This is a genomic window from Bradyrhizobium sp. 40, assembly GCF_023100925.1.
In the GTDB taxonomy this organism is placed as follows: Bacteria; Pseudomonadota; Alphaproteobacteria; order Rhizobiales; family Xanthobacteraceae; genus Bradyrhizobium.
On record NZ_CP064688.1, the window covers coordinates 4692982 to 4712037 of the forward strand.

The window sequence follows — 19056 nt, forward strand, 5'->3', positions numbered from 1 at the left end:
GCAGACCCGCCTCAATCGCCGCGACGTCCTTGTGGGCCTAAGCGATCCACTGCCAACGCCCCTCCTGGCATTCAGGTCGACGCCACGGTTCCGACTTATCTTTAGATCTCATTCCGTTGCGACAAGGAGCGGTCAGCAGCAACTGGAACATGGCTCGAGCAGCCATGTAACGCGCCGCGGACCGGCTCCTCTCGCTTCCGACCAACAGAAGGTTTCCGGATGGACTTGAAACAGACCACCGCCAGCCGCGGCCGCGCCGCCGAATCCAAAGATCAAAGAGAGCAACGTCGCCAACTGTCATGGCGCGAGCACCCTGAAATAAGCGCCCGAAAATAGACAGGACACATTACAAATCTGACAGCCCAACTTTCGGCTAATGTCAGGTTCCAAGGCGTGATACATTTAAAAATAGTAGAAGCTTAAAGCATCCGTCTCCTCGACGATCTGCGGTAGTGACCTATATAGAATGCGACTGCCCATCCGCGTCGCGCGCCCGCGACGCTTCCAGCTCAATCCGCGCTGCTTCACCGAAAGCGTGAACTGAATGTCACCTTCCTCTTCCGACAAGATCGCGCTCTTCATCGATGGAGCCAATCTCTACGCGACGGCGAAAACTCTGGGCTTCGACATCGATTACAAGCGCCTGCTGAAGGAGTTTCAGAGTCGCGGGACGCTGCTGAGGGCGTTCTACTACACCGCCATCATCGAGGATCAGGAGTACTCCTCGATCCGGCCGCTGATCGACTGGCTCGACTACAACGGCTACACCGTCGTCACCAAGGCGACCAAGGAGTTCATCGACGCCTCCGGCCGCCGCAAGGTCAAGGGCAACATGGACATCGAGCTCGCCGTGAACGCGATGGAGCTCGCCGAGCACATCGACCAGATGGTGCTGTTCTCGGGTGACGGCGACTTCCGCTCCCTGGTCGAGGCCGTTCAGCGCCGTGGCGTGCGGGTCACCGTGATTTCCACGATCGCGAGCCAGCCGCCGATGATCGCCGACGAGCTGCGCCGGCAGGCCGACGTCTTCACCGACCTCGTCGAGCTGCAGTCCAAGCTCGGTCGCGACCCGTCCGAACGCCCCGCCCCGCGCGATCGTGATGCGCGTGGACACATGCCCAAATTCTTGCAGGAACCGAAGGGAAACGACCCACACGAGTAGACCCTGAAGGCGGCGCCCACATTCCGCAAGCGCGGCTCGCAGTGGGCATGTTTGTCGCTTGAGATATCTTGGCGTCGGCTCCTTGTCGCTTGCATGAAAAGGGCGGCATCCGGCATTGTGTTTTTGCTGGCGAAGCGAACCTGCTGTGGCTCTGAAGAACCCCGACGCTATCGCCGTCATCGTGACCGCCCTCCGGCTTTCTCACGGCGACGAAGCTGCACGAGCCATGCTGGTCGGCGGCATGAGCCTGGCCGCGCTGATAGAGACGATGTTCTCCGCACCGATCGGGCGACGCGATGCCGTTCACAACATCACACGCGCGTTGGACGACTTCGCCATTTCGCCGGAACCCGGCCCGGTCTGGCACCTTCGCTACGTTTACGAAAGTCATGGCTCGTTTCGCGTCGTCGATATGGAGATTGCGACGCCAACCGGTACGCTGTCCAGTAAAGACGTCTGGCTTCGCCTGCTTGTCTAGCTACCTCGCCACCTCTGCAAGTTGGCCGGTGCTGTCGACGATTAGCGAGCGCGCGGTGCCTTCCTTGACGGCCCTGTAGGTCTTTATCTTTCCGGCTGGTAGTTCCTGGATGTGCGAATAGCCGGCGGCGCGAAGCTTAGCGATGATCTCCTCCGACGTCAGGCTGAGCGCGGACGAGGATCCCCAGACCAGTGCGAGGGCAGCCATGATGAAAGATCGCAGCACTTGCCCTCGCTTGCGCACTCGCCGCCACCGGGTTGGCCCGTTAGCCTAATTGGCCTCAGACCCCGAAAGCGCCTCCAGCCCAGTGTCTATCGCCGCGATGTCCCGCTCTATCTGGGCAATCGCTAACCTGCAACCAAAGCCCTCCCAGGCTTTCAGGTCGACCACCAAGGCGCCGGCGGTGCATCCTCAGCTCCTCAAGCGACTGGCGGTCTTTCAGTCTCGCGTAACTCCCACAACCTAAGGGACTTCCATTTATAGCTAATTTTTAGATTTATTATAAGCATATTTAATGTAACAGCCCGATTTAATGTGGTATTTATTTAGGCCACGCCGGGTTGGATGGGCTACCGAGATTCTAACGAACTCATTTTGAGGCAGTAGGTGCGACGACAACCGACGTGCGCTCTGCGGGCGAACCCTTTTCTCGGAGAAAAACTATGGAGCAGAACAGTTCTCATTCGACACGCATCCCAAAGTCCGGCTCAATCAGCTTCGGCCGTTCAAAAGCAAATTGCTTGATCCGCAGCATCTCTGTACACGGTGCCGCCCTTGATATTGCAGGAAATGAAAAGATTCCCGACGAATTCGCGCTGACTGTCATTCCGGACGGTGACCCACGTCGCTGTTCAGTCGTCTGGCGTAAAGAAAAACGTATCGCCGTCGCGTTCTATTGATACGCCGCCAACTCATGCGGATGCAGGATTTCAGCAGCGGCGAGCCGCCGCAATTTGCGAGGCCGAACGCTCGTTAGCCAACGCGTATTTTGCCAAGGGCAAGGCGCTGCCAGCCTGCGTAATGCGCGATTAGCACTCGCGGCCCGACGCGTCCTTGTCCGGTAAGACGCGCCGGGCCTAACCATTCCCTGCTTTCCCCGTAAGGTTTGGCAGAGCCAGCATAGAGCGATTCTACAAGCGACTTATACGTGTCTGTGCAATCCCCAGAACGCGATCAGCAGGAGGGCCACGGCCCCGATCCCCAGCAACATGAGAAAGTTTCCAGCATGACGAATCAAGCTCCGGCTCGTGTGCAAGATACACGGGACGAAATTCGCCTGATAGCCGCTCTGATGGTGGAGACGGGCCGCTGAGCATCTAGAATTTCTCTGACGATCTTTAGCCTCTTCATCCGTCGGCAAAAAAGAATCCACCGGCAGAAAGGCGCAACTGAGGGCACCTTCCTTATCTATCTTAATGCCTAGCTGCGAGGAGTCTTGTCTTCTCGGTTGAGCAGGCCAAGCCGTCGCTCCAGCTCTTGCTTTTTGGCCACGAGCCTCACGGCAAGAATGTCATTTACAACCGCGTGGAGTTGCCACAGCTCTTCAACCGACATGCTCTCAAACGGCTTCCGTTTCATGAATCCCCCGACTCACGTGTTTCCCATAGCCTGGGCTTACAAGCGGGAGCCGGCAACTCGTTGTCGGTTGAGCGCGGAAGGTTATCTACCGTGATGACGTGTGTGCGATTTTTCGGAAGCTCGCCGGCTCGACCTTAACCGGTAGCGTCGCAACTCAGCTTGCATTAATCGGTGTCGCAACACGCCCAATTCTGCAATCTGATGTTCTAGAAAGGCGACACGTTGATGCAAGGCGATAGCGGCATAGGGGATACGATCAGAAATACTCATCACGACCTCAAAATAATAAGACCGCAAAAACATCTCGACAATCTGAGCATTACACCAGAGGACCGGCACAATTGCAAGTCGAGGCCCTTTTCGCATTGGCACAAAGCTGGCAGAGACGTGGGCCGCGAGTTGAGGCTTTGAAGGAACGGAAAGGCGCGCGGGCATTTGAATTCGCGCTACCTCGCCCAAGCTGGCGGAGCGGCCCTCGGCGCACCCCAAAAGCCGCCCTGAAGCCGGGGCGGTCTCTACGCCATCAATGCCAAATGAGAGAGGCCGCTTACTGAGGCGGCCCTATTTTTGAGGGCCTTCGGCAGCACTGCCACGAAGGGAGTGAATATACTTCCGTGCCGGACTCGTCGGTGACTACCACCGCCTCCGGCACATCAGGTTTTCGGGCCTTGATTGCCTCTGCCAATAGTTCCCGAGCAGCTTGTTCGGCCTCCCGTGTCGCGGCCGAGATGTCCGGTAGGTCCACGCCGTCGTCGTCCGTCCGTGCCTTGTCACCGCTCTTAAAATGGAAGTAGTACCGAGCCATTAAGTGCTCCTGTATCGGAAGCCCGATGGGAGCGTTCGGCGGTAGTTCCTAAGTTTGCGACGTTCACTCCCATTTCCAAATCAGGCCACCGAGGTCGGAAACAGGCCAGGTACTCCAGTCTGCATGAGGACGGCGGAGAACGAACCGCATTGGGGGCCGGCGCCTGAAGAGGGATCAATGAAGAGGTCGGGCGGCCCTACTGGCCGCTTCTCGTCGAGAAGATTTGGCCACAGTTGCATTGGAAGGTCAGCACGTAGCCGTTCGATTCCCGTTCGGGGCGCTCCTTGCCGACAAGCCGCATAGTATCGAGACAAGATGGACACGGAAACTCGCTCATCTCTCACTGTTGGTCTTCCTGCTTGCACTTAGACATGTAACGTCTCCCGTCGAGGCGGGAGCGCGATGGCGTCTCTCAGTCACCGATGACAGCCGAGGTCCGGACGGTGATGCATGCTAATACCTGCAGTCGGAAGGCGCTCCTCGGCCAAACTAAACCAGTACTGCGGCTGGCGGCGGTTCAATGCCCATGGCCAACCCTTTCCAATTGGACCGTCCATAAATCGATGGGCGTTCAGGCCAGCTTGTTCCGGGATGCACGCGAAAATAGCATAAAGCAGAACAGGCCACTGCTGAAATCAGCCGAGGCCAGTAGTGATGGAACAGGCCCTTACAAACACCGCCCGAATAGGGAAAAGCCGCAGCGTGGTTCCAGCCCCACTGCGGCATTCCCGGGCAACTTGAAATTGGTTGGTATTTAAATCGCGCCGGTGTTCTCACAGTAGAACACCCCGTTCCAATAATGGAGTCGGGACAACTACGGGAGTGCCATGGCATGGTTTGGTTTCCAGCCCCCATGCTCCCGGCCGCCGATTCAATTTCGGATCAGAGCGCCGGAGCCTCGAAAGTGAAGGTCGCAGGAACGGCTAAGAGGCTGCTCCTGCGACCGACGCCGCGACGTTCCGCACGGCACCGTGGTGCTAGCACAGCGGCCCGCCAGCGTGAACCAGCGAGCCTCAAGTCGGACCTGCGATCACCTTACCAAGGAAGATAGAGCGCGACGAACAGCGCGAGGCCGACCAGAACTAGTCCCCACATGAGCGGCCTGCCGGTTGCTAAACGATCCACGATTGTCCCCTGAGCTGCGACGAGATGCTTACAACGCATCCGAGGCGAAAGTTGGGGCTCAGCCGCATGGAGGGTCCCAATGCCATGCGCGCCGCTTTGAATTAAAAAGATCCCCGCTAGGATCCGCAGCGCTGCCCGCGCATGCGTTAAAACGACCCCGCCTGTGATCGCGCAAGCATGTAGCAGATCGTGAAGGAAGGTCCATCGCCGGCTGGTGGCGCATGGACTACCTGGTCACCAGGGTCTTGCAACTGCCGCATAGCCTCGCAGGCCATTGCGGGCAGGTTCTCGTCTGCGCTAACGACTCGGTGCAGCTCGCCGGCATTGATCTCGACGTGAGGGCGATCCTGCCTGGCCGCCCTGGCAATCTGAGCCTCAAGTCCTCCCGGAAGTCGTCCATTGTCGCCATCGTGGCCCCCCGCTGGTCGTCGCACCCGTGCGGTCCGGCTCGCATTCATCATCCTCTGCGGCGCAACCTTAGAGCTCGGACCCTGGGAAATTTCCCAGGTGCCCGGCCCGGGCGCTAGTCGCTACGCTTCCGCCCATTGGGGCGTTTGGTCGGGGACGTAGCGGTATGGAAGAATCGATTGCCCAGCTCGAGAAGTTTCGGGCGGAGGTGGAATATTGTGCTCGATTGTCAAGAACTGCGCCCGACAGGCAGACGCGCGCGCTGTTCGAACGGCTCGCCGAACGGCTCGGGGAGATGGTGCAAGAGATCGAAACGACGATCGCCGCGCGGACCAAACTGAGTGGCCGCTGGGAATAGGTGCGATAAAAAACGTCGTCAGCCGCGCGCGTAAGGACTGACTTAGCCTCGCTGATTTCGTTGACAAAAATGGCTTGGTTTTTCTCACCTTTTGAACACCCTTTTCGCGTGAGGGAAATTCCTTATTCGTTCTCGCATGTCAGACGACCTCACCATGCGCCGCACCGTGATCGGCGGCGAAACCGAGCCCGACGATTACGAGGTGATCTGGGACGAGCTTTCGATCGGACGGATCTTCCGCCGCGTGGGCGTCGCCGGCATCAACGGGTGGTCCTGGTCGGTCTTCCTGCCGAACGCGCCGCAGCGCGACCAGCACCGCGGTGGGGCCGGCAACCTCGCCGAGGCCAAGGCCCGCTTTCGAAACGCATGGGACGATCTGCACGGGCAGATCAGTTACGATGAGACAAGGAAGGCCCGCGAGATCCAGGGCCGCCGGCGGCCGTGGTACCGCTAGAGCACCGTCCGCCCGCTTTAACTTGCTTGAAGGCACCGATCTGACGCGCGTTGTATAAACGCGAAGGTTGGGGACCGAATCAATGCTGAAGCGAGTGGCCAGAGCAGAGCAGCATCCACGCTGCGAGAACTGCGACATCCCGACAATGCTGAGAACCTTCGTTCTCGACACCCAGTCCGGTCGCGAAGTCGGGGTGTACCAATGCCCTAACTGCGCCAAGCTGCACTGGAAAGAGTGAAGCAGATCAGGACGAAGCGCGCGACCCTAATCAGCTGGTGAGGTGAGGCGCTGCGATCAGTTCGGCTTCGCTCCACGTTCGAATTCGACCGTCAGATTTTTTAGCGAGACCTTGACGGCGAAGCCAGCATCGAGCCAAGCGCGTGCTTGACTGTGACCCGCGCGGACGTTCTCGTTGCTCCACCACGAGGTGAACTTTCGAGCCGACGCCGGGAGCTTGCGTCCTAGGACTTCCTCGATTTCGGCGAACGTTAGCCGAACGATCGGTCCACGCTCATTCGACAGCCGAACATGCAGTGGGTTGTAAATAGACTTTCTAGGGTTCATGGCCTCAACGCCGCAAATGTAAAGCCTTCATCATAGAACATCCGCGCCGCGCTGCACTGATCGCAGACCGCTTCGACCTCGCAATAGCGGCAGTGCCTGCGGCTGAGAAGAGGCACGCCATTGAGGCGGCCTTACTCCTTCTCGGCTTGCGAAATTGCGCGTTCTAGTTCGGCTGCCGGGATCGTGTAGTGCGCGACGATCCTTTCGAAGGCTCCGCGCTTGACGGCGAACTTTGCGGCGTCCCTCAATTGCTCACACTTCACGATCTGCTCGCGCAGTGTCGCAAGATGTTCGAGCATGTCTTTCATGACGCGTTCCCGGCGGGAATACGCTACCGGCAAATTCGGATATCTGCAATCGGGCCTCAGTGCTCGGTTCGGCCGAGCTTTCGATGCGACTGTGCCAACTGCTTGTCGAGCTGCTCCTCGACGAACATCAGGACAAGGCGTCGAGTGTCCTTGTCTGCGATCTTCTGGAAGGATGTGATCAGGCGCAGCATCTGCAGATCGTCAACTGGTTGGGTCATGGCAAAGACCTCATCGGAAAAGCGGCACATTGAAATATGTTAAATTATGCCGCCGTTATTGCCGAAAAGGAACATGGAACTTGATTGAAAGTTAAACATCCGCCGGCTCGCCGCCCGAGCTGGCGGAGCGGCCCCGGCCACCCTCAAGAGCCCCCCTGAAGCCGGGGCCGTGTCTCCGCCCGGGCGGATTGTAGGAGTAAGCGTATACGTTCCTCGCCCTCGATCGTGCCGGCCGACCGCCTCGACCGCGACATCTACCTTGTCCTTGAAGACTTCGGCGCGCGAGCCGGCTGCGCTTGGCGCGAGACGGACGAAGCGGACACCGACCTCGAGACCGTGCTGCAAGGCCTCCTGTCCGGCCAGTACGTCTATCCGGTCCGGATCGTCTGCTTCAACGCGATCGAGGGATGGTCGCGCGACGCAACCTCGGACGTCGCCGACGTGCTGCCCAGCGCGCGGCCGACAGCGATGACGATGTCTCGGACGCCCTTCAGGGTTTCATCAGCGCCAACGCCACCAGGCGGTTCGATGTCCAGCTCGCGCTGCCGTTGAAAGGCGCAGCTTGATGTTCCGGGAGGGCAAGCCGGAAGGCCCTGCGCCGCAAAGCGAGCGCGAGCACTTCATCCGCTGACCGGTCCTGCGGCAAGATGCTCGACATGCGTGACCTCGGCGACGTGCTCGACCATTTGCACGGGCTTGAGATCGAAGAAGAACCGACCCTGCAATGACCATCAGTTGCTCCACTTGCGACGATACGGGCTGGGTCTGCGAGAACCACGAGGACCGACGTTGGGACGGCCCGCGCGCATGCACTTGTGGCGGCGCGGGCGCACCCTGCCCGGTTTGCAACGTCGCCGCCGAAGGCGAGACGCCACGCATGCCGGAAGGCTTCCGTACCGAGATCGACAAGGACGGCTGGCGGCACTGACGGGTTTGCAGTTCGAGAAGTAAAAAGGCCGCAGCCTAGGTGCGGCTGCGGCCTGTCTTCTGAAAAAATATCTGGGTGAAAAATTTTAAGAGAACTATGCGCCAGCCCCGGTGCGCTAGTTAAAGCACCGGATTGTTTCAGGCGTGTTTCGTCACACAAAGAAAATGTGTTCCAATTCAGGAACTTAAACCGCCGTGAGGGAGGCCCGCCGGGGCTGGCGAGCTGGCGGGCCTCGACCTCGGAGCAAGGCCGGGTATGTCCCCCCAACGGCCCGTCCCAACAGCACACTGGCAAATTCTCGCTTAACATTCAGACTCCAAACAGCGTCCCGCAGCCCCTATCTCAAAGCATGCCCAAAACGTTCGAGTTCTGCCTGCCTACGGCCGCCAAAGCCGTGCCGGTCGGCCCCGACTGGATCCACGAAATCAAATATGACGGTTACCGCCTCCGCGTCGAGCGCCAGGGCAAGACCGTGCGGCTGATCACCAGGAACGGCCACAACTGGACCCACCGATTCCCTTGGATCGTGCAGGCCGCGCTGTAGAACCGCGAGCAGCAATTCGTCGTCGACGGCGAGGCCGTGGTGCTCGGCGTCGACGGCGTCTCGGACTTCAACGCGCTGCATTCGCGCAAGTACGACGACGAGGTGTAGCTTTAAGTGCGCTGGTTGCGAACTGCGCACTATGTTGTTAGACCGCGCCTTCAACATTGAAGGAGCGCCGCTTGCCGAAGAAGAAACAAGTAGTTCGTCGCGAGTGGACCACGTCCGACGTCAAGGAACTCAAGGCGCACTCAAAGGCACGAACGCCTGTCGTGAAAATAGCCAAAATGACCCAGCGAACCGAGGGCTCGCGATGTCAGAAGGCGCTCTACTTGGGAATTGGTCTGGGCCATCAACGGTGATTGAAAGCTCGCTGGCTCACACAGAACCGACCTGCCGAATTTCGATACTGGTTTGACATCAATCTGACACGCTCGGGTGCAGGTTATTCATATTGCGATGCGCCGCTGAATCTCGCGGCCTCGTGCTAGAGGTTGAGGGCTCGCTACCGCCAGCTCCGGCGGGCCCTCCCTCAGTCAGCAAGACGGACGTTTAAGTTTTCCATAAGTGTGACATCGACGACATTGCGCCCCCGCACTGTCGCTCTAGGCTGTCTTGCCGGGGCTGGAATCAATCTTTCACGTCTTCGTTTTACCCGGCTGGCCGCAGTGGTTCGCCGCTGCGGCCTTTTCGTGTGGCGCCTATCTTCACGGCGCGTTTGGAGGGCTCACCCGACGCGCAGATTTTCCGCCGAGTCTTTTCCGCGATTGTTCACGACGTCAAAACTGACTTTGGCTCCCTCATTGAGGCTGCTTAAGCCGGCTTTCTCAACCGCCGAAATATGGACGAAGACCTCCTTGCCGCTGTTGTCAGGTTGGATGAACTCGTAACCCTTCATCGGGTTGAACCACTTCACCCTCCCCATAGCCACGTAACGTCTCCCTTTCCAAAAACTAAAACGAATACTGGAACTCAGACAAAAGCAAGGCTGGTGCTAGCGGCTTGGAGGCCACGGGCTCCACAATCGCTGCTCGCGGTCACAGCCGACGAGGATTGCCTGGCTTTCGTCGATGGCGATCTCGGAGTGATCAACACATGGTCGAAACCGCTACTCGGTGTCATTGAGCAACGAATAGGGGCGACTGCCCGGCGGAGGCTAAAGCATGTAAGTAAGTGCAAGCCAACCCGACACTGCGAAACACACTACAAGTCCGACATAGGGAAGAGCCACCCTCATTGGAATCTCCCAAGGAAAGAATTACGTAGAAATGGCCGTCTCTCCGACGCTCGCATCTCCGACAAGCCTAAAGCCTCGCCTTGTCGCAAGGCGGGCTTTCTTAGCGGCCGTCTGTTTTCGGAATTCGATCTCTGCTAGCGCAACGCGCCTGCGCAGCCGTTGGACCTCCAGCATCAAGTCGTTTAGCTTTTGGAGTTCCTCAGAAAAATGGTGGCGACGTGGGCTACAAAAAGCATCCATTGGCCCCTCACAAATCAGTCAGATCATGCAAAAAAGATAGATCAATAGAATACTAATATACGTATTTCCGCTTTTCGAAAATAGATTATTTTTGCGGAAGTTCCCTCAAAGGAACTGACGGGCGCTTGCGAAATCGACTTATTTAATTCAGACTATTTAAATAGGTATTATTAGAAGCCCGGACGTAGGGCTGTAGCGCGCTATTTCGCTGCGGCTACCGTCGCTTTTGATCTGCCGGAAGGCATTATCTCAGGACTGATTTCCGTTCGCTCATTAGCCGCGCGCGGTGCTCGGCGACTTCGGGTGACCCCGTGAAGTGATTGAGAGTTCGAGGCTCGGATGATTTTGGATCTTCTTGTCGTCGTGCTTGCCGTATCCGCCATCTCGTTGTTAGTCGCAAACCATGTTGTTCGGCGACGAGACGTTCTGTGGCAGGTGCGAAAGAATAATCGAGAAGGTCGTCAGGCTCTTCATGCAGCGTCTCTCATGAATAGGCGCCGCTCCCCAATTTCCTTCAGAAGCCGCGCCCGCAATTCGAGCGCGACGTCGGCCGACTCAACGTCGCAGCCGATCAACGACCTTGGCTCGCGATCCAGCGGAGATGCGCGGAACTTTGATCGCCCGAGAGCGGCGGCGATTGCGATCCTTAGGTCCCTGAACTCGTATGGGTCGTGAGGGCCGCACAAAACTTTTGATGTCTTGTGAATACGGCAACTGCCTCAGGCCTCACCTGCGCAGGACGACGCCGCTTCACGGCACCAAGCCGGTAAGAAAAGACGCGCGCGGGATCGAATGCGCTGAGTTTTACCTCACCTCGAGATCAGCATCCGTATGGATCAATACGGTTCAAAGGTCGGAACCCGCGTCGACAAAGACGTTGCGATCAGTTCAGAAACTTCACAGCGAGACGGCGTTCATCACGCCATACAACGGAACAATCAATATTCAGTCCAGCACTTGGAACGCGCAGCCCAAATGCCGCGGGCACGATAGGCGCGCTATCGATTTGGACAATCGCAGAGGAATCCGTGAGGTGCCGGACCTTGCACCGCACAAGACTGCCGTCGACCAATATCTGCGCAGCATAGACGTTACGTCGCCGCTCATTCGCCACGTCTCGCAGTCTCCCCCGATCTAGCGCGCCAGAGATATTGATCGGCGATTCCAGTCTCAAATGAGGCTGGACAATGGTTTCATTGCTAGGCTACGCGTCTTTTCTCCATCGCAGCCAGAGCCTCCAAAACCAGGTCCCGCGCTGCCAGCGCCATCTCGCTCGCGCCTAAGGCCGACAACTCTGTACCCTCGGATCGAAGGCCTGATTGGCGATCCATTTGCTCAAGAGCCCCAACGGCACATGGCGAGTTCAGTTCTTATGCCGCTGGCGTCACGAGCGAGCTCCATTGTGCTTCGAAACGTCGAAGCGCCTGTTCTGCAAGCAGGTCTCGCTTCGCTATTTTTTCGGCGCGGAGCCGTCCTTTAGGGAAGCATTGTAGTCGGCCTACGAACTGTTGATGTTTGATTGATCGTTGGGTGTACTGCTTCCGGTTGTTGCAGATAGGACAGTTGGGATCAGTCATGGCATGAAAAAGCGCGCGGGCCTTGCTCCAAAGATCGCAAGCATACCGCGCCCCTCGGTTACGCCACTAGCTCTTTGCGAACAGCGGCGGCCGAATTGCCTACCTTGTCGACGGCGTTCTGCAACTCATCCTTCGGGACACGAAGCTGCTTGGTCCAATACTTGATCTCGAAGTCTTCATGCATGTTGATCTTGCTACGGTCGCGCTGGTCCCGCTTGGTGAGATTGTCGCTCATCTTCCTCCTCTATCGCCTGGACAAGCCGCTCATCGTCAAGAATGGTCAGCAGGTCATTGATCGTCTTCTCGCTGTCCCTCGGCCCAGGCTCGACGTAGCGAGCCAGGATAGCTTGGGCTTCTTTTACCGCTTGGGTTACGCGATCCGGCATGTCGGTACTCCACTCACACGTGGAGAAAACGCGGTCAGGAACGCCGCGTTCCCTTGCTGAGCCCCTTGAAAGAGCTGGCCCGCAGCGGGCCTTGGGAGGTGATGTCCCGGTATTCGAGGTCGGCGTAGAACTTCGGCTCGACCCAGGTCGCCTTCGGTTTCCTGACAGGCTTGGTGAGCTTTTGTTTCGGACTGATGACGGTATCGAGAGCCTTGCGGATCTCCGCCGATTTCGTCCGGCTCCAGCCCGTCCCGACTTTCCCCATGTACCGCAGCTCTTTCCCTTCCTGCTTGCCGAGGTAGAGCGCGGCGACGCCGGACGGGTCCTTGACGAAGCCAACGACGGGAAATTTCTCGCGCTGGACGGTCTTGATCTTCTGCCAGGTCTCAACCCGCTCCGACCGGTACGGCGCATCAACCCGCTTGGAGACGATGCCCTCGTAGTTCAGCTTGCTGGCCGCCTCGGACAGCGCCTGCCCGTCACCTTCATGGTGCTCACTGTAGAAGATCGGTGCTTCCAGTCCGTTCTCGTCTATCAGCTGCTTCAGGAGCTCCTTGCGGGCAAGCTGCGCATGTTTGCGGAGATCTACGCCGTCCAGCCACAGGAGATCGAAGGCGAAGAAAACAAGGCGGTCCTGGTCGCCTCTACCGAGGTCCGCCTGAAGTTCGGAGAAGTTGGTGCGCACTTCGTGGATGACGACCACCTCACCATCGACAATGGCTTGCCCTTCGATGTCGAAGGCGCCGGCAATGACCGAGAAACGGTTCACCCAGTTGTGCCCGTTACGGGTGAAGGCCTTCCGGTCGTCGCCGTCGATGTGAAGCTGGATGCGGTAGCCGCCGTATTTGACCTCGTGCATCCACTGAGCCCCCAAAGGCGCTTTCATCTTCAGGGTCGCAAGCTGGGGGCCGACAAAGCCCGGCATGGCAGCTTTCGGCTTCTTGGCCGGTGCCCGGATACGCTTTGCCACTAACGCAACTCACAAAAAGCCCGCCGCCGGTGTTCGGGAGCCGACGACGGGGCAGTCTACCTACCTTATTCGCGACTCTCCAACCGCGGAGCCGAAGCGGCGTCCCGGGCGTTCTCTCATACAACCGTAATCAAGATTCCAGGTTGTATTTTCAACGTCAACGAGAACGGCAGCCGAACAGGAAGCGAACGCTGTGTGCTAATTCCTTCTCAGTACCGCCGCCGCTGCGGCGCGCCCGGGCCGGCGGGAGATCAGTGCCGACAACACAGGCCGGCTTGGCGGGAGTTTGCTTGCACCAATGATTGGCTGCGGAGATGATGCGGAATGTCAAAAGCCATGGAGTTGATTGTCGCAGGTTATGTGAGAGGCAAGGATCGACGCGCTCTCGCAGAATTGCTCGCGCATCGGCGCAAGATGCTGGGCGAGCTGCAGGCCGTCTCGGGTATCGATCCGACGAATGCCATTCAAGCCGTTCAGGACGAACTTGCTATCATCGAAGCCGGCTTGGAAGAGCTTAAGCCGCCGCCTGGCTCAGTGCCCGAGAACGAGTGGAGCTAGGCATGTCCGCACTTCGTACATCTCGCCGCCAGCATCAAGCCAATTCAAAGCGACCCCATCCGCATCGATAGGTTCAATGCGCCGCTCCTGTCGCTCGCCGGAATGGCGAAGAGGCGCTAACGGACGCCGGCCTTTATCTTAGGGCCGCCTCCCATTCAGCTTCGTCGCTCTTGAGGAGTTCGCCCGTGTCGTCAGTGGGCTAAGCCCCGTCCGTACGCACGACGGTCATCGGCGGCGACCGCGTCGCGACCGGCAGGTGATCTGGATGGCCTTTCGATCGGCAGGGCGATGCGAACAAGTGCTTCGATGTTGCCTACGTTCGTCGATGTGATATCTTTTGCGGACGATCCTTTTGAGGAATCGTATGCTGGGGCGCCTGTGCAGTTTTGTGGGGCCCGCTATGGGCGAAATTCGCAACTTCCGATCCGGGAACAACGGTGACCCCCCTTCCCGCGGCGTCGGGCCTCGCCGTCTGGCAGCGATCATTGTCGGTGACATCGCTTCCTACAGCCGCCTGATGCAGGTCGACGAAGAAGGCACGCACGTTCGCGTCAAGCGGATCGAGCGGGATCTCATCCAGCCCAGCATCATCGAGCATCATGGAAGTCTGGTGAAGACGACGGGCGATGGCTTCATCGCGATTTTCGACAGTCCGGTCGAGGCCGTGCGATGCAGCATCGTCATCCAGCAGAACCTCATCGGACGCAACGCCTCGCTTCCGAGGGAGACCCGGATCGAGTACCGGATCGGCGTCAATCTCGGTGACGTCATCGTGGAGCCGGACGACGTCTACGGCGATGGTGTCAACATCGCCTCACGCATCGAGGGCATTGCCGAGCCTGGTCAGGTCTACATCTCGGGGGCGATCTACGAGCAGATCAAGCACAAGGTGGTGTGCGGCTACGAGTCGCTCGGGGACCGCAAAGTCAAGAACATCACCGATCCCGTGCGCGTCTATCGCGTGCTGCCGGATGCAGATGCGGTCGGCAAGACCAAGGGCCGGCGTGAGAATATCTTGATCTTCCTCCTGAGCCTCACGCTGCTGGTCATTGCCACCGGCGTGCTGTGGTATCTGCTGGCTCAGGCGCCGCGCAGGGCGAGCGAGCAGGCCGCCCTGCCCACCGCTTCTCCTGCCGCATCACCGAGCCCGCAGCCTCCGCCGCGCGAGGCGGCGCCGCAGACGCCGCAGCCTTCTCCCTCGTCGGCTTCGTCGCCTCCCTCGCCCGCTCCGGTGCCAAGTCAATCGACTGTTCCCGTCCGCGAACCCGAGATGGTCGTCATTCGCGGCGGCAGCTTTGCGATGGGAAGCAATGACGACCCGACCGAGCGTCCTGTCCACCAGGTTGCGGTCAAGCCGTTCTCGATCGCCAAATATCCGGTGACCGTGCAGGAATGGAACGAGTGCGCCGCTGCAAAGGCGTGCAGCTTCACCGCCATCGGTAAGGACGATGCGCCGGTCAGCAATGTGAGCTGGACCGACGCGCAGCAATATGCGGCCTATCTCGCTCAGGCGACGAAGAAGACTTATCGGCTTCCGAGCGAAGCCGAATGGGAATATGCCGCGCGGAGCGGAACGCAGACCAAATATTGGTGGGGCGACAAGCTGCAGCCGGGCATGGCCGGTTGCAAGGATTGCGGTGATCTCGCGGCCGAGCAGCCGGCGAAGGTCGGCAGCTTCAGGCCGAATCCGTTCGGTCTCCATGACATGGGCGGCGGCGTCGATCAGTGGGTCGAGGACTGCTGGCACAAGACCTATCAGGGCGCGCCCGGCGACGGCTCGGCATGGAGCAGCGGGGACTGCAGTGCTCATGTCCTGCGCTCGGGCTCCTGGAAGAACGATTCGAGATATGTGCGGCCGTCCAACCGCGATGGCTACGACACCAATGTTCGTTATCCGACGCACGGATTCCGCGTGGCGCTCAGTCCTTGAGTGGAGGAGTTGGTTTGATGCAGGTCCTTCGTTGCGTCGCGCTGCCGGCGGCGCTCGCATTGCTCCCGGCGGCAGCCTTCTCGCAAGGCAAGGCAGCTCCCAAGGACGCAAAGCTGTATTTCATCACCCCGCACGACGGGCAGAAGGTACGCGGCGGATTCTGGATCCGGTTCGGCTTGCGCAACATGGGAGTGACCCATGCCGGCGACGAGTATCAGAACGCCGGTCACCATCATCTGCTGATCGACGTCAACGACCCCATCGATCCCAAGGAGCCGATCCTCCAGGACAAGTCGCATCTGCATTTTACCATCCTCGCGGACCGCGAAGTAATCTGCGATGTCTTCCACAAGACCCCGAACATCGGAGGTCACGTGCTTTTGCTGATCGGCTTCGATCGCAATCGACAGGTGTTCTTCGCTAAGAACCACTGGGGCGAAGGCAAATTCATCGAGATCGCCTACAACAACGATCCGAACTGGCAGATTAATTCGGGCTGGTACATCACGGACGTCGTCGATCCAACGTTTGTGCAGAGCGAGGCTTGTTGGCTTGGCAACTGGCACGCAAACGTGGGGAACTCCTCGTTTCGGCTTATCCTGCGGAGGTCTGAGGATTTTGCCAATCCGGGGACGCCGACGAAGCTTGGGACGGCGTACTTGAGCGATGGGCCTCACGACGTGAACGGACTATTTCTAAACGGGGGCGCTCATCTGCGTATGTTTATTGCGCCGACAACCGCCCCAGTTCCCATTGGAACACTGAGCGGCTGGCAGATCGACGCCGACCTGAACTTTTCCGACATCTACAACGCGGCTGGGCAGGCCGGACAAGAGTCCGCCGCACTCTCCCGCTTCAACACACGCTTCGCAGCTCTGTTCGACAAGGGTGACGGATCGGCATGGCAAGCACGGCACGGGATCACCCCAGAGGCCTATCAATCGATTTTTGATTTGCTGGTCAGAGAAGGGTACCGGCTGACCAATGTATGCGGATACAGCGAGGGGACGGGCTCCCGGCTCAATGCTGTCTGGCAACTGCGCGATGGCCCCGCATGGCAGGCGCGCCACGGCCTGACTAACGACCAGTACCAATCGACATTCGATGATCTCGTGGCAAAAGGCTACCAACTCGTTTGCGTCAGCGGTTACGCCGAGAACGGACAGGCCCGGTACGCCGCGATCTGGGAACAGCGGACATCTTCTGATTGGCAAGCGCGGCACGGGATGTCGCGGAGCCAATACCAGCAGACCTTCGACCAGATGGCCGCCGACGGCTTCGCGCCCGTGCAAGTTTGCGGTTTCCGGGTCAATGTTGATGTACGTTTCGCAGCGATATGGGAACGGCGCCCTGGCCTGGAATGGGTTGGTCGGCACGGGTTGACGGCGAGTGAATACCAAAAGGCTTTTGATGACCAGAACGCCGCAGGTTTCCGTCTGGTTTCTGTGAGCGGGTACAGTGACACAGGGATCGCTCGCTACGCTGCAATTTGGCACAAGGACCAGCCGGGCGAATGGCAAGCACGGCACGGTCTCGATGGCGCGGCGTATCAACAAGCCTTCGACGATCTGTCCCGGCGAGGATTCCGTCCCGTCCAGGTGTGTGGATACGGTGATGGATTTTATCCGGCCTAGACCCGGAGCTGCCGCCGCTCAGCAGCCGACAAGCTCTCGAACTGCGCGGCTAATTGTACCGATCACGCGGGCGAGGCGTAACGCCTCGCCCGCGTGATGATCATGTTACCTTTGCGGGCTGTAAGTGCTCCGGTCTTGACGGCTTGGCAGAAGTCTCGGCTCGGGATGGGTGAAGCAAGCTTTTCCGTATCCGTCTTTGACGTCGATAATTCTGTTCTGACTGAGTAAGTGTCCTCAGCGCACGGGTTGCAGCGAGACTCGCGGTGGTTGCAGAGTTTCAGAAATGGATGCCGACTTACTGCAGCTTCGCCGCGCAAGGGCCACCAGACCAAAAAACGAGCGGCCCGGCTCCGAAGGGTGATGAGCTCCGTCCGAGCCGGAATCTCAGCCAAACTTCATCATAATTTCAGGACAGTAACGCCCGGCCATGGTCTACTGGGAGCGGCTTAGTCGCGAACGCGGTGCCATCCAAGTCCTGGCAACATCGTGTTTGAAGACCTTTTCGAAATTCTCCTTCGAGGCCGACCGGGAGAAGCTAGTGGGGTTGCGAGACCTTCGAAATGTCGTCCGCGTCGCGATGCTTCTTGCCGGAGCCACCTGGGCGACTGTATCCACCTGTCGTGGAGACGACACCTGGCCAGTGCGCAATGTGAAGATCATTGTCCCATTTGCCGCAGGCTCCGCCAACGATGCAAGCGCGCGTTTCTATGCCGACGGTTTGACCAGGCGTTGGGGCAAGCCGGTCATCGTCGAGAACCGGCCCGGCGCCGATGCCGTCGTCGGAGGCGGCGCGTTTGCAAACGCCAGGGACGATCACACCCTTCTCTATGGGACCGCCTCGATGGTCACCGTGAGCCCGCTATTGCAGGACTCGCTTCCCTACGATCCGTCCCGGGACATGGTACCGATCGCCTCGACAGCTAGTTCGATCCTGGTCATCGCGGTTCACGACCGCCTCCCAGTGCGCTCGCTACGGGAGCTGGCGGAACTGGCCCGAGCGAAGCCCGGTGAATTGTCGTGGAGTTCGGGTCCGAGCCTGCCACACTTCGTGTTCGCGGCAATGCTGGCGCGGCACGGGCTCAAGCAGATCTACATCCCCTATCGGGATGCCTCGGCCCAGCAGGCGGATTTTGGCGAGGGACGCGTGCAAATTCTTTCCCACGCCCTGCTGTCGGTGAGAGCTCCTGTCCTTGCGGGCAAGGCGCGGATACTGGCCGTCACAAGTCCCGAACGCCAACCAAGCTTGCCCGACGTACCGACCGTCGCTGAATCCGGGTTTCCTGAAATGGAAATCGAGGGTCTTGCAGGCGTGTTCGGCTGGCGCGACATGCCGCCGGCGTTGCGCGACCGGATTTCCGCGGACGTGAAGGCGGTGGCCGCCGATCCCTTGGTCCGCTCTCGAATTGAGGCAAGTGGCGCGCAAGTCCTCGGCGGCACGCCCACTGAATTTTCGGCGGCCATTGAACGGCAGCGAACGCGCATCGAGCAGATCAGCCGCATCGTCGATTTGAAAAATGTCGCAAGATAGTGCGAGATCACGCAACACTCTTCAACCACCAAGGTTGTGGTTGCAATGGACGAGACCGCTGTGGCGTCG

18 protein-coding genes and 2 pseudogenes are annotated in these 19056 nt (G+C 59.1%); 13 read left to right on the top strand and 7 right to left on the bottom strand.

The features are described from left to right. The first annotated feature begins 544 nt into the window (after positions 1 to 544). Together IVB40_RS22840 and IVB40_RS22845 are read left to right on the top strand one after the other, a co-directional pair. Entirely contained in the window at positions 545 to 1162 is a 618-nt protein-coding gene (locus IVB40_RS22840; protein ID WP_247359614.1) for an NYN domain-containing protein, read from the top strand. A gap of 145 nt (positions 1163 to 1307) precedes the next feature. Next, entirely contained in the window at positions 1308 to 1640 is a 333-nt protein-coding gene (locus tag IVB40_RS22845) for a hypothetical protein (RefSeq protein ID WP_247816396.1), read from the top strand. On the opposite strand, the gene IVB40_RS22850 is transcribed toward IVB40_RS22845, so the two are convergent. Next, positions 1641 to 1847, bottom strand: a complete 207-nt coding sequence (locus tag IVB40_RS22850) for a hypothetical protein (protein WP_247816397.1) — start codon at positions 1845 to 1847, stop codon at positions 1641 to 1643. It lies immediately after the preceding gene. A gap of 455 nt (positions 1848 to 2302) precedes the next feature. Between IVB40_RS22850 and IVB40_RS22855 the strand changes: the two genes are divergently transcribed. After that, positions 2303 to 2539 carry a PilZ domain-containing protein gene (locus IVB40_RS22855; protein ID WP_247816398.1) on the top strand — a complete coding sequence of 79 codons (237 nt, stop codon included), beginning with the start codon at positions 2303 to 2305 and terminating at the stop codon, positions 2537 to 2539. A gap of 520 nt (positions 2540 to 3059) precedes the next feature. Here the strand turns inward: IVB40_RS22855 and IVB40_RS22860 are convergent. Beyond that, the gene (locus IVB40_RS22860) at positions 3060 to 3218 is read right to left on the bottom strand and encodes a hypothetical protein (RefSeq protein WP_247816399.1); all 159 of its coding nucleotides are present in this window, start codon (positions 3216 to 3218) and stop codon (positions 3060 to 3062) included. Between the two features lie 2504 nt (positions 3219 to 5722). Here IVB40_RS22860 and IVB40_RS22865 point away from each other — a divergent pair. Then, entirely contained in the window at positions 5723 to 5914 is a 192-nt protein-coding gene (locus IVB40_RS22865; protein WP_247816400.1) for a hypothetical protein, read from the top strand. Positions 5915 to 6068: 154 nt separating this feature from the next. Next, positions 6069 to 6368: a hypothetical protein gene (locus tag IVB40_RS22870; RefSeq protein WP_247816401.1), complete on the top strand. Its 300-nt coding sequence runs from the start codon at positions 6069 to 6071 to the stop codon at positions 6366 to 6368. Between the two features lie 695 nt (positions 6369 to 7063). On the opposite strand, the gene IVB40_RS22875 is transcribed toward IVB40_RS22870, so the two are convergent. After that, on the bottom strand, positions 7064 to 7240 hold the full coding sequence (locus IVB40_RS22875; protein WP_247816402.1) for a hypothetical protein: 177 nt from the start codon (positions 7238 to 7240) through the stop codon (positions 7064 to 7066). 56 nt (positions 7241 to 7296) lie between these two features. Continuing rightward, positions 7297 to 7458, bottom strand: a complete 162-nt coding sequence (locus IVB40_RS22880; protein WP_247816403.1) for a hypothetical protein — start codon at positions 7456 to 7458, stop codon at positions 7297 to 7299. A 204-nt stretch (positions 7459 to 7662) separates the two neighbouring features. Here IVB40_RS22880 and IVB40_RS22885 point away from each other — a divergent pair. The 3 genes and pseudogenes from IVB40_RS22885 (at position 7663) to IVB40_RS22895 (ending at position 8930) form a co-directional block, all read left to right on the top strand. Beyond that, positions 7663 to 8024 (top strand): annotated as a pseudogene (locus tag IVB40_RS22885) (hypothetical protein). Between the two features lie 158 nt (positions 8025 to 8182). Beyond that, a complete protein-coding gene (locus IVB40_RS22890) occupies positions 8183 to 8386 on the top strand; it encodes a hypothetical protein (RefSeq protein ID WP_247816404.1) in 204 nt (67 codons plus the stop codon). A gap of 349 nt (positions 8387 to 8735) precedes the next feature. Further along, positions 8736 to 8930, top strand: coding sequence for a hypothetical protein (locus IVB40_RS22895; protein ID WP_346283265.1), 195 nt, complete (start codon positions 8736 to 8738; stop codon positions 8928 to 8930). Between the two features lie 724 nt (positions 8931 to 9654). Here the strand turns inward: IVB40_RS22895 and IVB40_RS22900 are convergent. The 3 genes from IVB40_RS22900 to ligD form a co-directional block, all read right to left on the bottom strand. Continuing rightward, complete coding sequence (locus IVB40_RS22900) at positions 9655 to 9858, bottom strand: cold-shock protein (protein WP_247816405.1); 204 nt, start codon at positions 9856 to 9858, stop codon at positions 9655 to 9657. Positions 9859 to 12039: 2181 nt separating this feature from the next. Beyond that, a complete protein-coding gene (locus IVB40_RS22905; RefSeq protein ID WP_247816406.1) occupies positions 12040 to 12216 on the bottom strand; it encodes a DUF3606 domain-containing protein in 177 nt (58 codons plus the stop codon). A gap of 185 nt (positions 12217 to 12401) precedes the next feature. Continuing rightward, positions 12402 to 13337: a non-homologous end-joining DNA ligase gene (ligD, locus tag IVB40_RS22910; RefSeq protein WP_247816407.1), complete on the bottom strand. Its 936-nt coding sequence runs from the start codon at positions 13335 to 13337 to the stop codon at positions 12402 to 12404. A 324-nt stretch (positions 13338 to 13661) separates the two neighbouring features. Here ligD and IVB40_RS22915 point away from each other — a divergent pair, with 324 nt between their 5' ends. The 5 genes and pseudogenes from IVB40_RS22915 to IVB40_RS22935 all read left to right on the top strand — a co-directional run bounded on the left by IVB40_RS22915 (position 13662) and on the right by IVB40_RS22935 (position 18987). Next, positions 13662 to 13895: a hypothetical protein gene (locus tag IVB40_RS22915; RefSeq protein ID WP_247816408.1), complete on the top strand. Its 234-nt coding sequence runs from the start codon at positions 13662 to 13664 to the stop codon at positions 13893 to 13895. Positions 13896 to 14295: 400 nt separating this feature from the next. Continuing rightward, positions 14296 to 15825, top strand: a complete 1530-nt coding sequence (locus IVB40_RS22920) for an SUMF1/EgtB/PvdO family nonheme iron enzyme (protein ID WP_247816409.1) — start codon at positions 14296 to 14298, stop codon at positions 15823 to 15825. Between the two features lie 17 nt (positions 15826 to 15842). Next, positions 15843 to 16133 (top strand): annotated as a pseudogene (locus IVB40_RS22925) (DUF4399 domain-containing protein); the annotation flags it as partial. Between the two features lie 264 nt (positions 16134 to 16397). Next, entirely contained in the window at positions 16398 to 17459 is a 1062-nt protein-coding gene (locus IVB40_RS22930; protein ID WP_346283301.1) for a hypothetical protein, read from the top strand. 427 nt (positions 17460 to 17886) lie between these two features. Then, positions 17887 to 18987 carry a tripartite tricarboxylate transporter substrate binding protein gene (locus tag IVB40_RS22935; protein ID WP_247816410.1) on the top strand — a complete coding sequence of 367 codons (1101 nt, stop codon included), beginning with the start codon at positions 17887 to 17889 and terminating at the stop codon, positions 18985 to 18987. The last annotated feature ends 69 nt before the right edge of the window (positions 18988 to 19056 follow it).

Excerpts from the sequence above, each read along its gene's own strand:
- IVB40_RS22840 (WP_247359614.1), top strand. The coding sequence starts at position 545 with ATGTCACCTTCCTCTTCCGACAAGATCGCGCTCTTCATCGATGGAGCC.
- IVB40_RS22850 (WP_247816397.1), bottom strand. The coding sequence starts at position 1,847 with ATGGCTGCCCTCGCACTGGTCTGGGGATCCTCGTCCGCGCTCAGCCTG.
- IVB40_RS22855 (WP_247816398.1), top strand. The coding sequence starts at position 2,303 with ATGGAGCAGAACAGTTCTCATTCGACACGCATCCCAAAGTCCGGCTCA.
- IVB40_RS22860 (WP_247816399.1), bottom strand. The coding sequence starts at position 3,218 with ATGAAACGGAAGCCGTTTGAGAGCATGTCGGTTGAAGAGCTGTGGCAA.
- IVB40_RS22865 (WP_247816400.1), top strand. The coding sequence starts at position 5,723 with ATGGAAGAATCGATTGCCCAGCTCGAGAAGTTTCGGGCGGAGGTGGAA.
- IVB40_RS22870 (WP_247816401.1), top strand. The coding sequence starts at position 6,069 with ATGCGCCGCACCGTGATCGGCGGCGAAACCGAGCCCGACGATTACGAG.
- IVB40_RS22875 (WP_247816402.1), bottom strand. The coding sequence starts at position 7,240 with ATGAAAGACATGCTCGAACATCTTGCGACACTGCGCGAGCAGATCGTG.
- IVB40_RS22880 (WP_247816403.1), bottom strand. The coding sequence starts at position 7,458 with ATGACCCAACCAGTTGACGATCTGCAGATGCTGCGCCTGATCACATCC.
- IVB40_RS22890 (WP_247816404.1), top strand. The coding sequence starts at position 8,183 with ATGACCATCAGTTGCTCCACTTGCGACGATACGGGCTGGGTCTGCGAG.
- IVB40_RS22895 (WP_346283265.1), top strand. The coding sequence starts at position 8,736 with ATGCCCAAAACGTTCGAGTTCTGCCTGCCTACGGCCGCCAAAGCCGTG.
- IVB40_RS22905 (WP_247816406.1), bottom strand. The coding sequence starts at position 12,216 with ATGAGCGACAATCTCACCAAGCGGGACCAGCGCGACCGTAGCAAGATC.
- IVB40_RS22915 (WP_247816408.1), top strand. The coding sequence starts at position 13,662 with ATGTCAAAAGCCATGGAGTTGATTGTCGCAGGTTATGTGAGAGGCAAG.
- IVB40_RS22920 (WP_247816409.1), top strand. The coding sequence starts at position 14,296 with ATGGGCGAAATTCGCAACTTCCGATCCGGGAACAACGGTGACCCCCCT.
- IVB40_RS22935 (WP_247816410.1), top strand. The coding sequence starts at position 17,887 with ATGGTCTACTGGGAGCGGCTTAGTCGCGAACGCGGTGCCATCCAAGTC.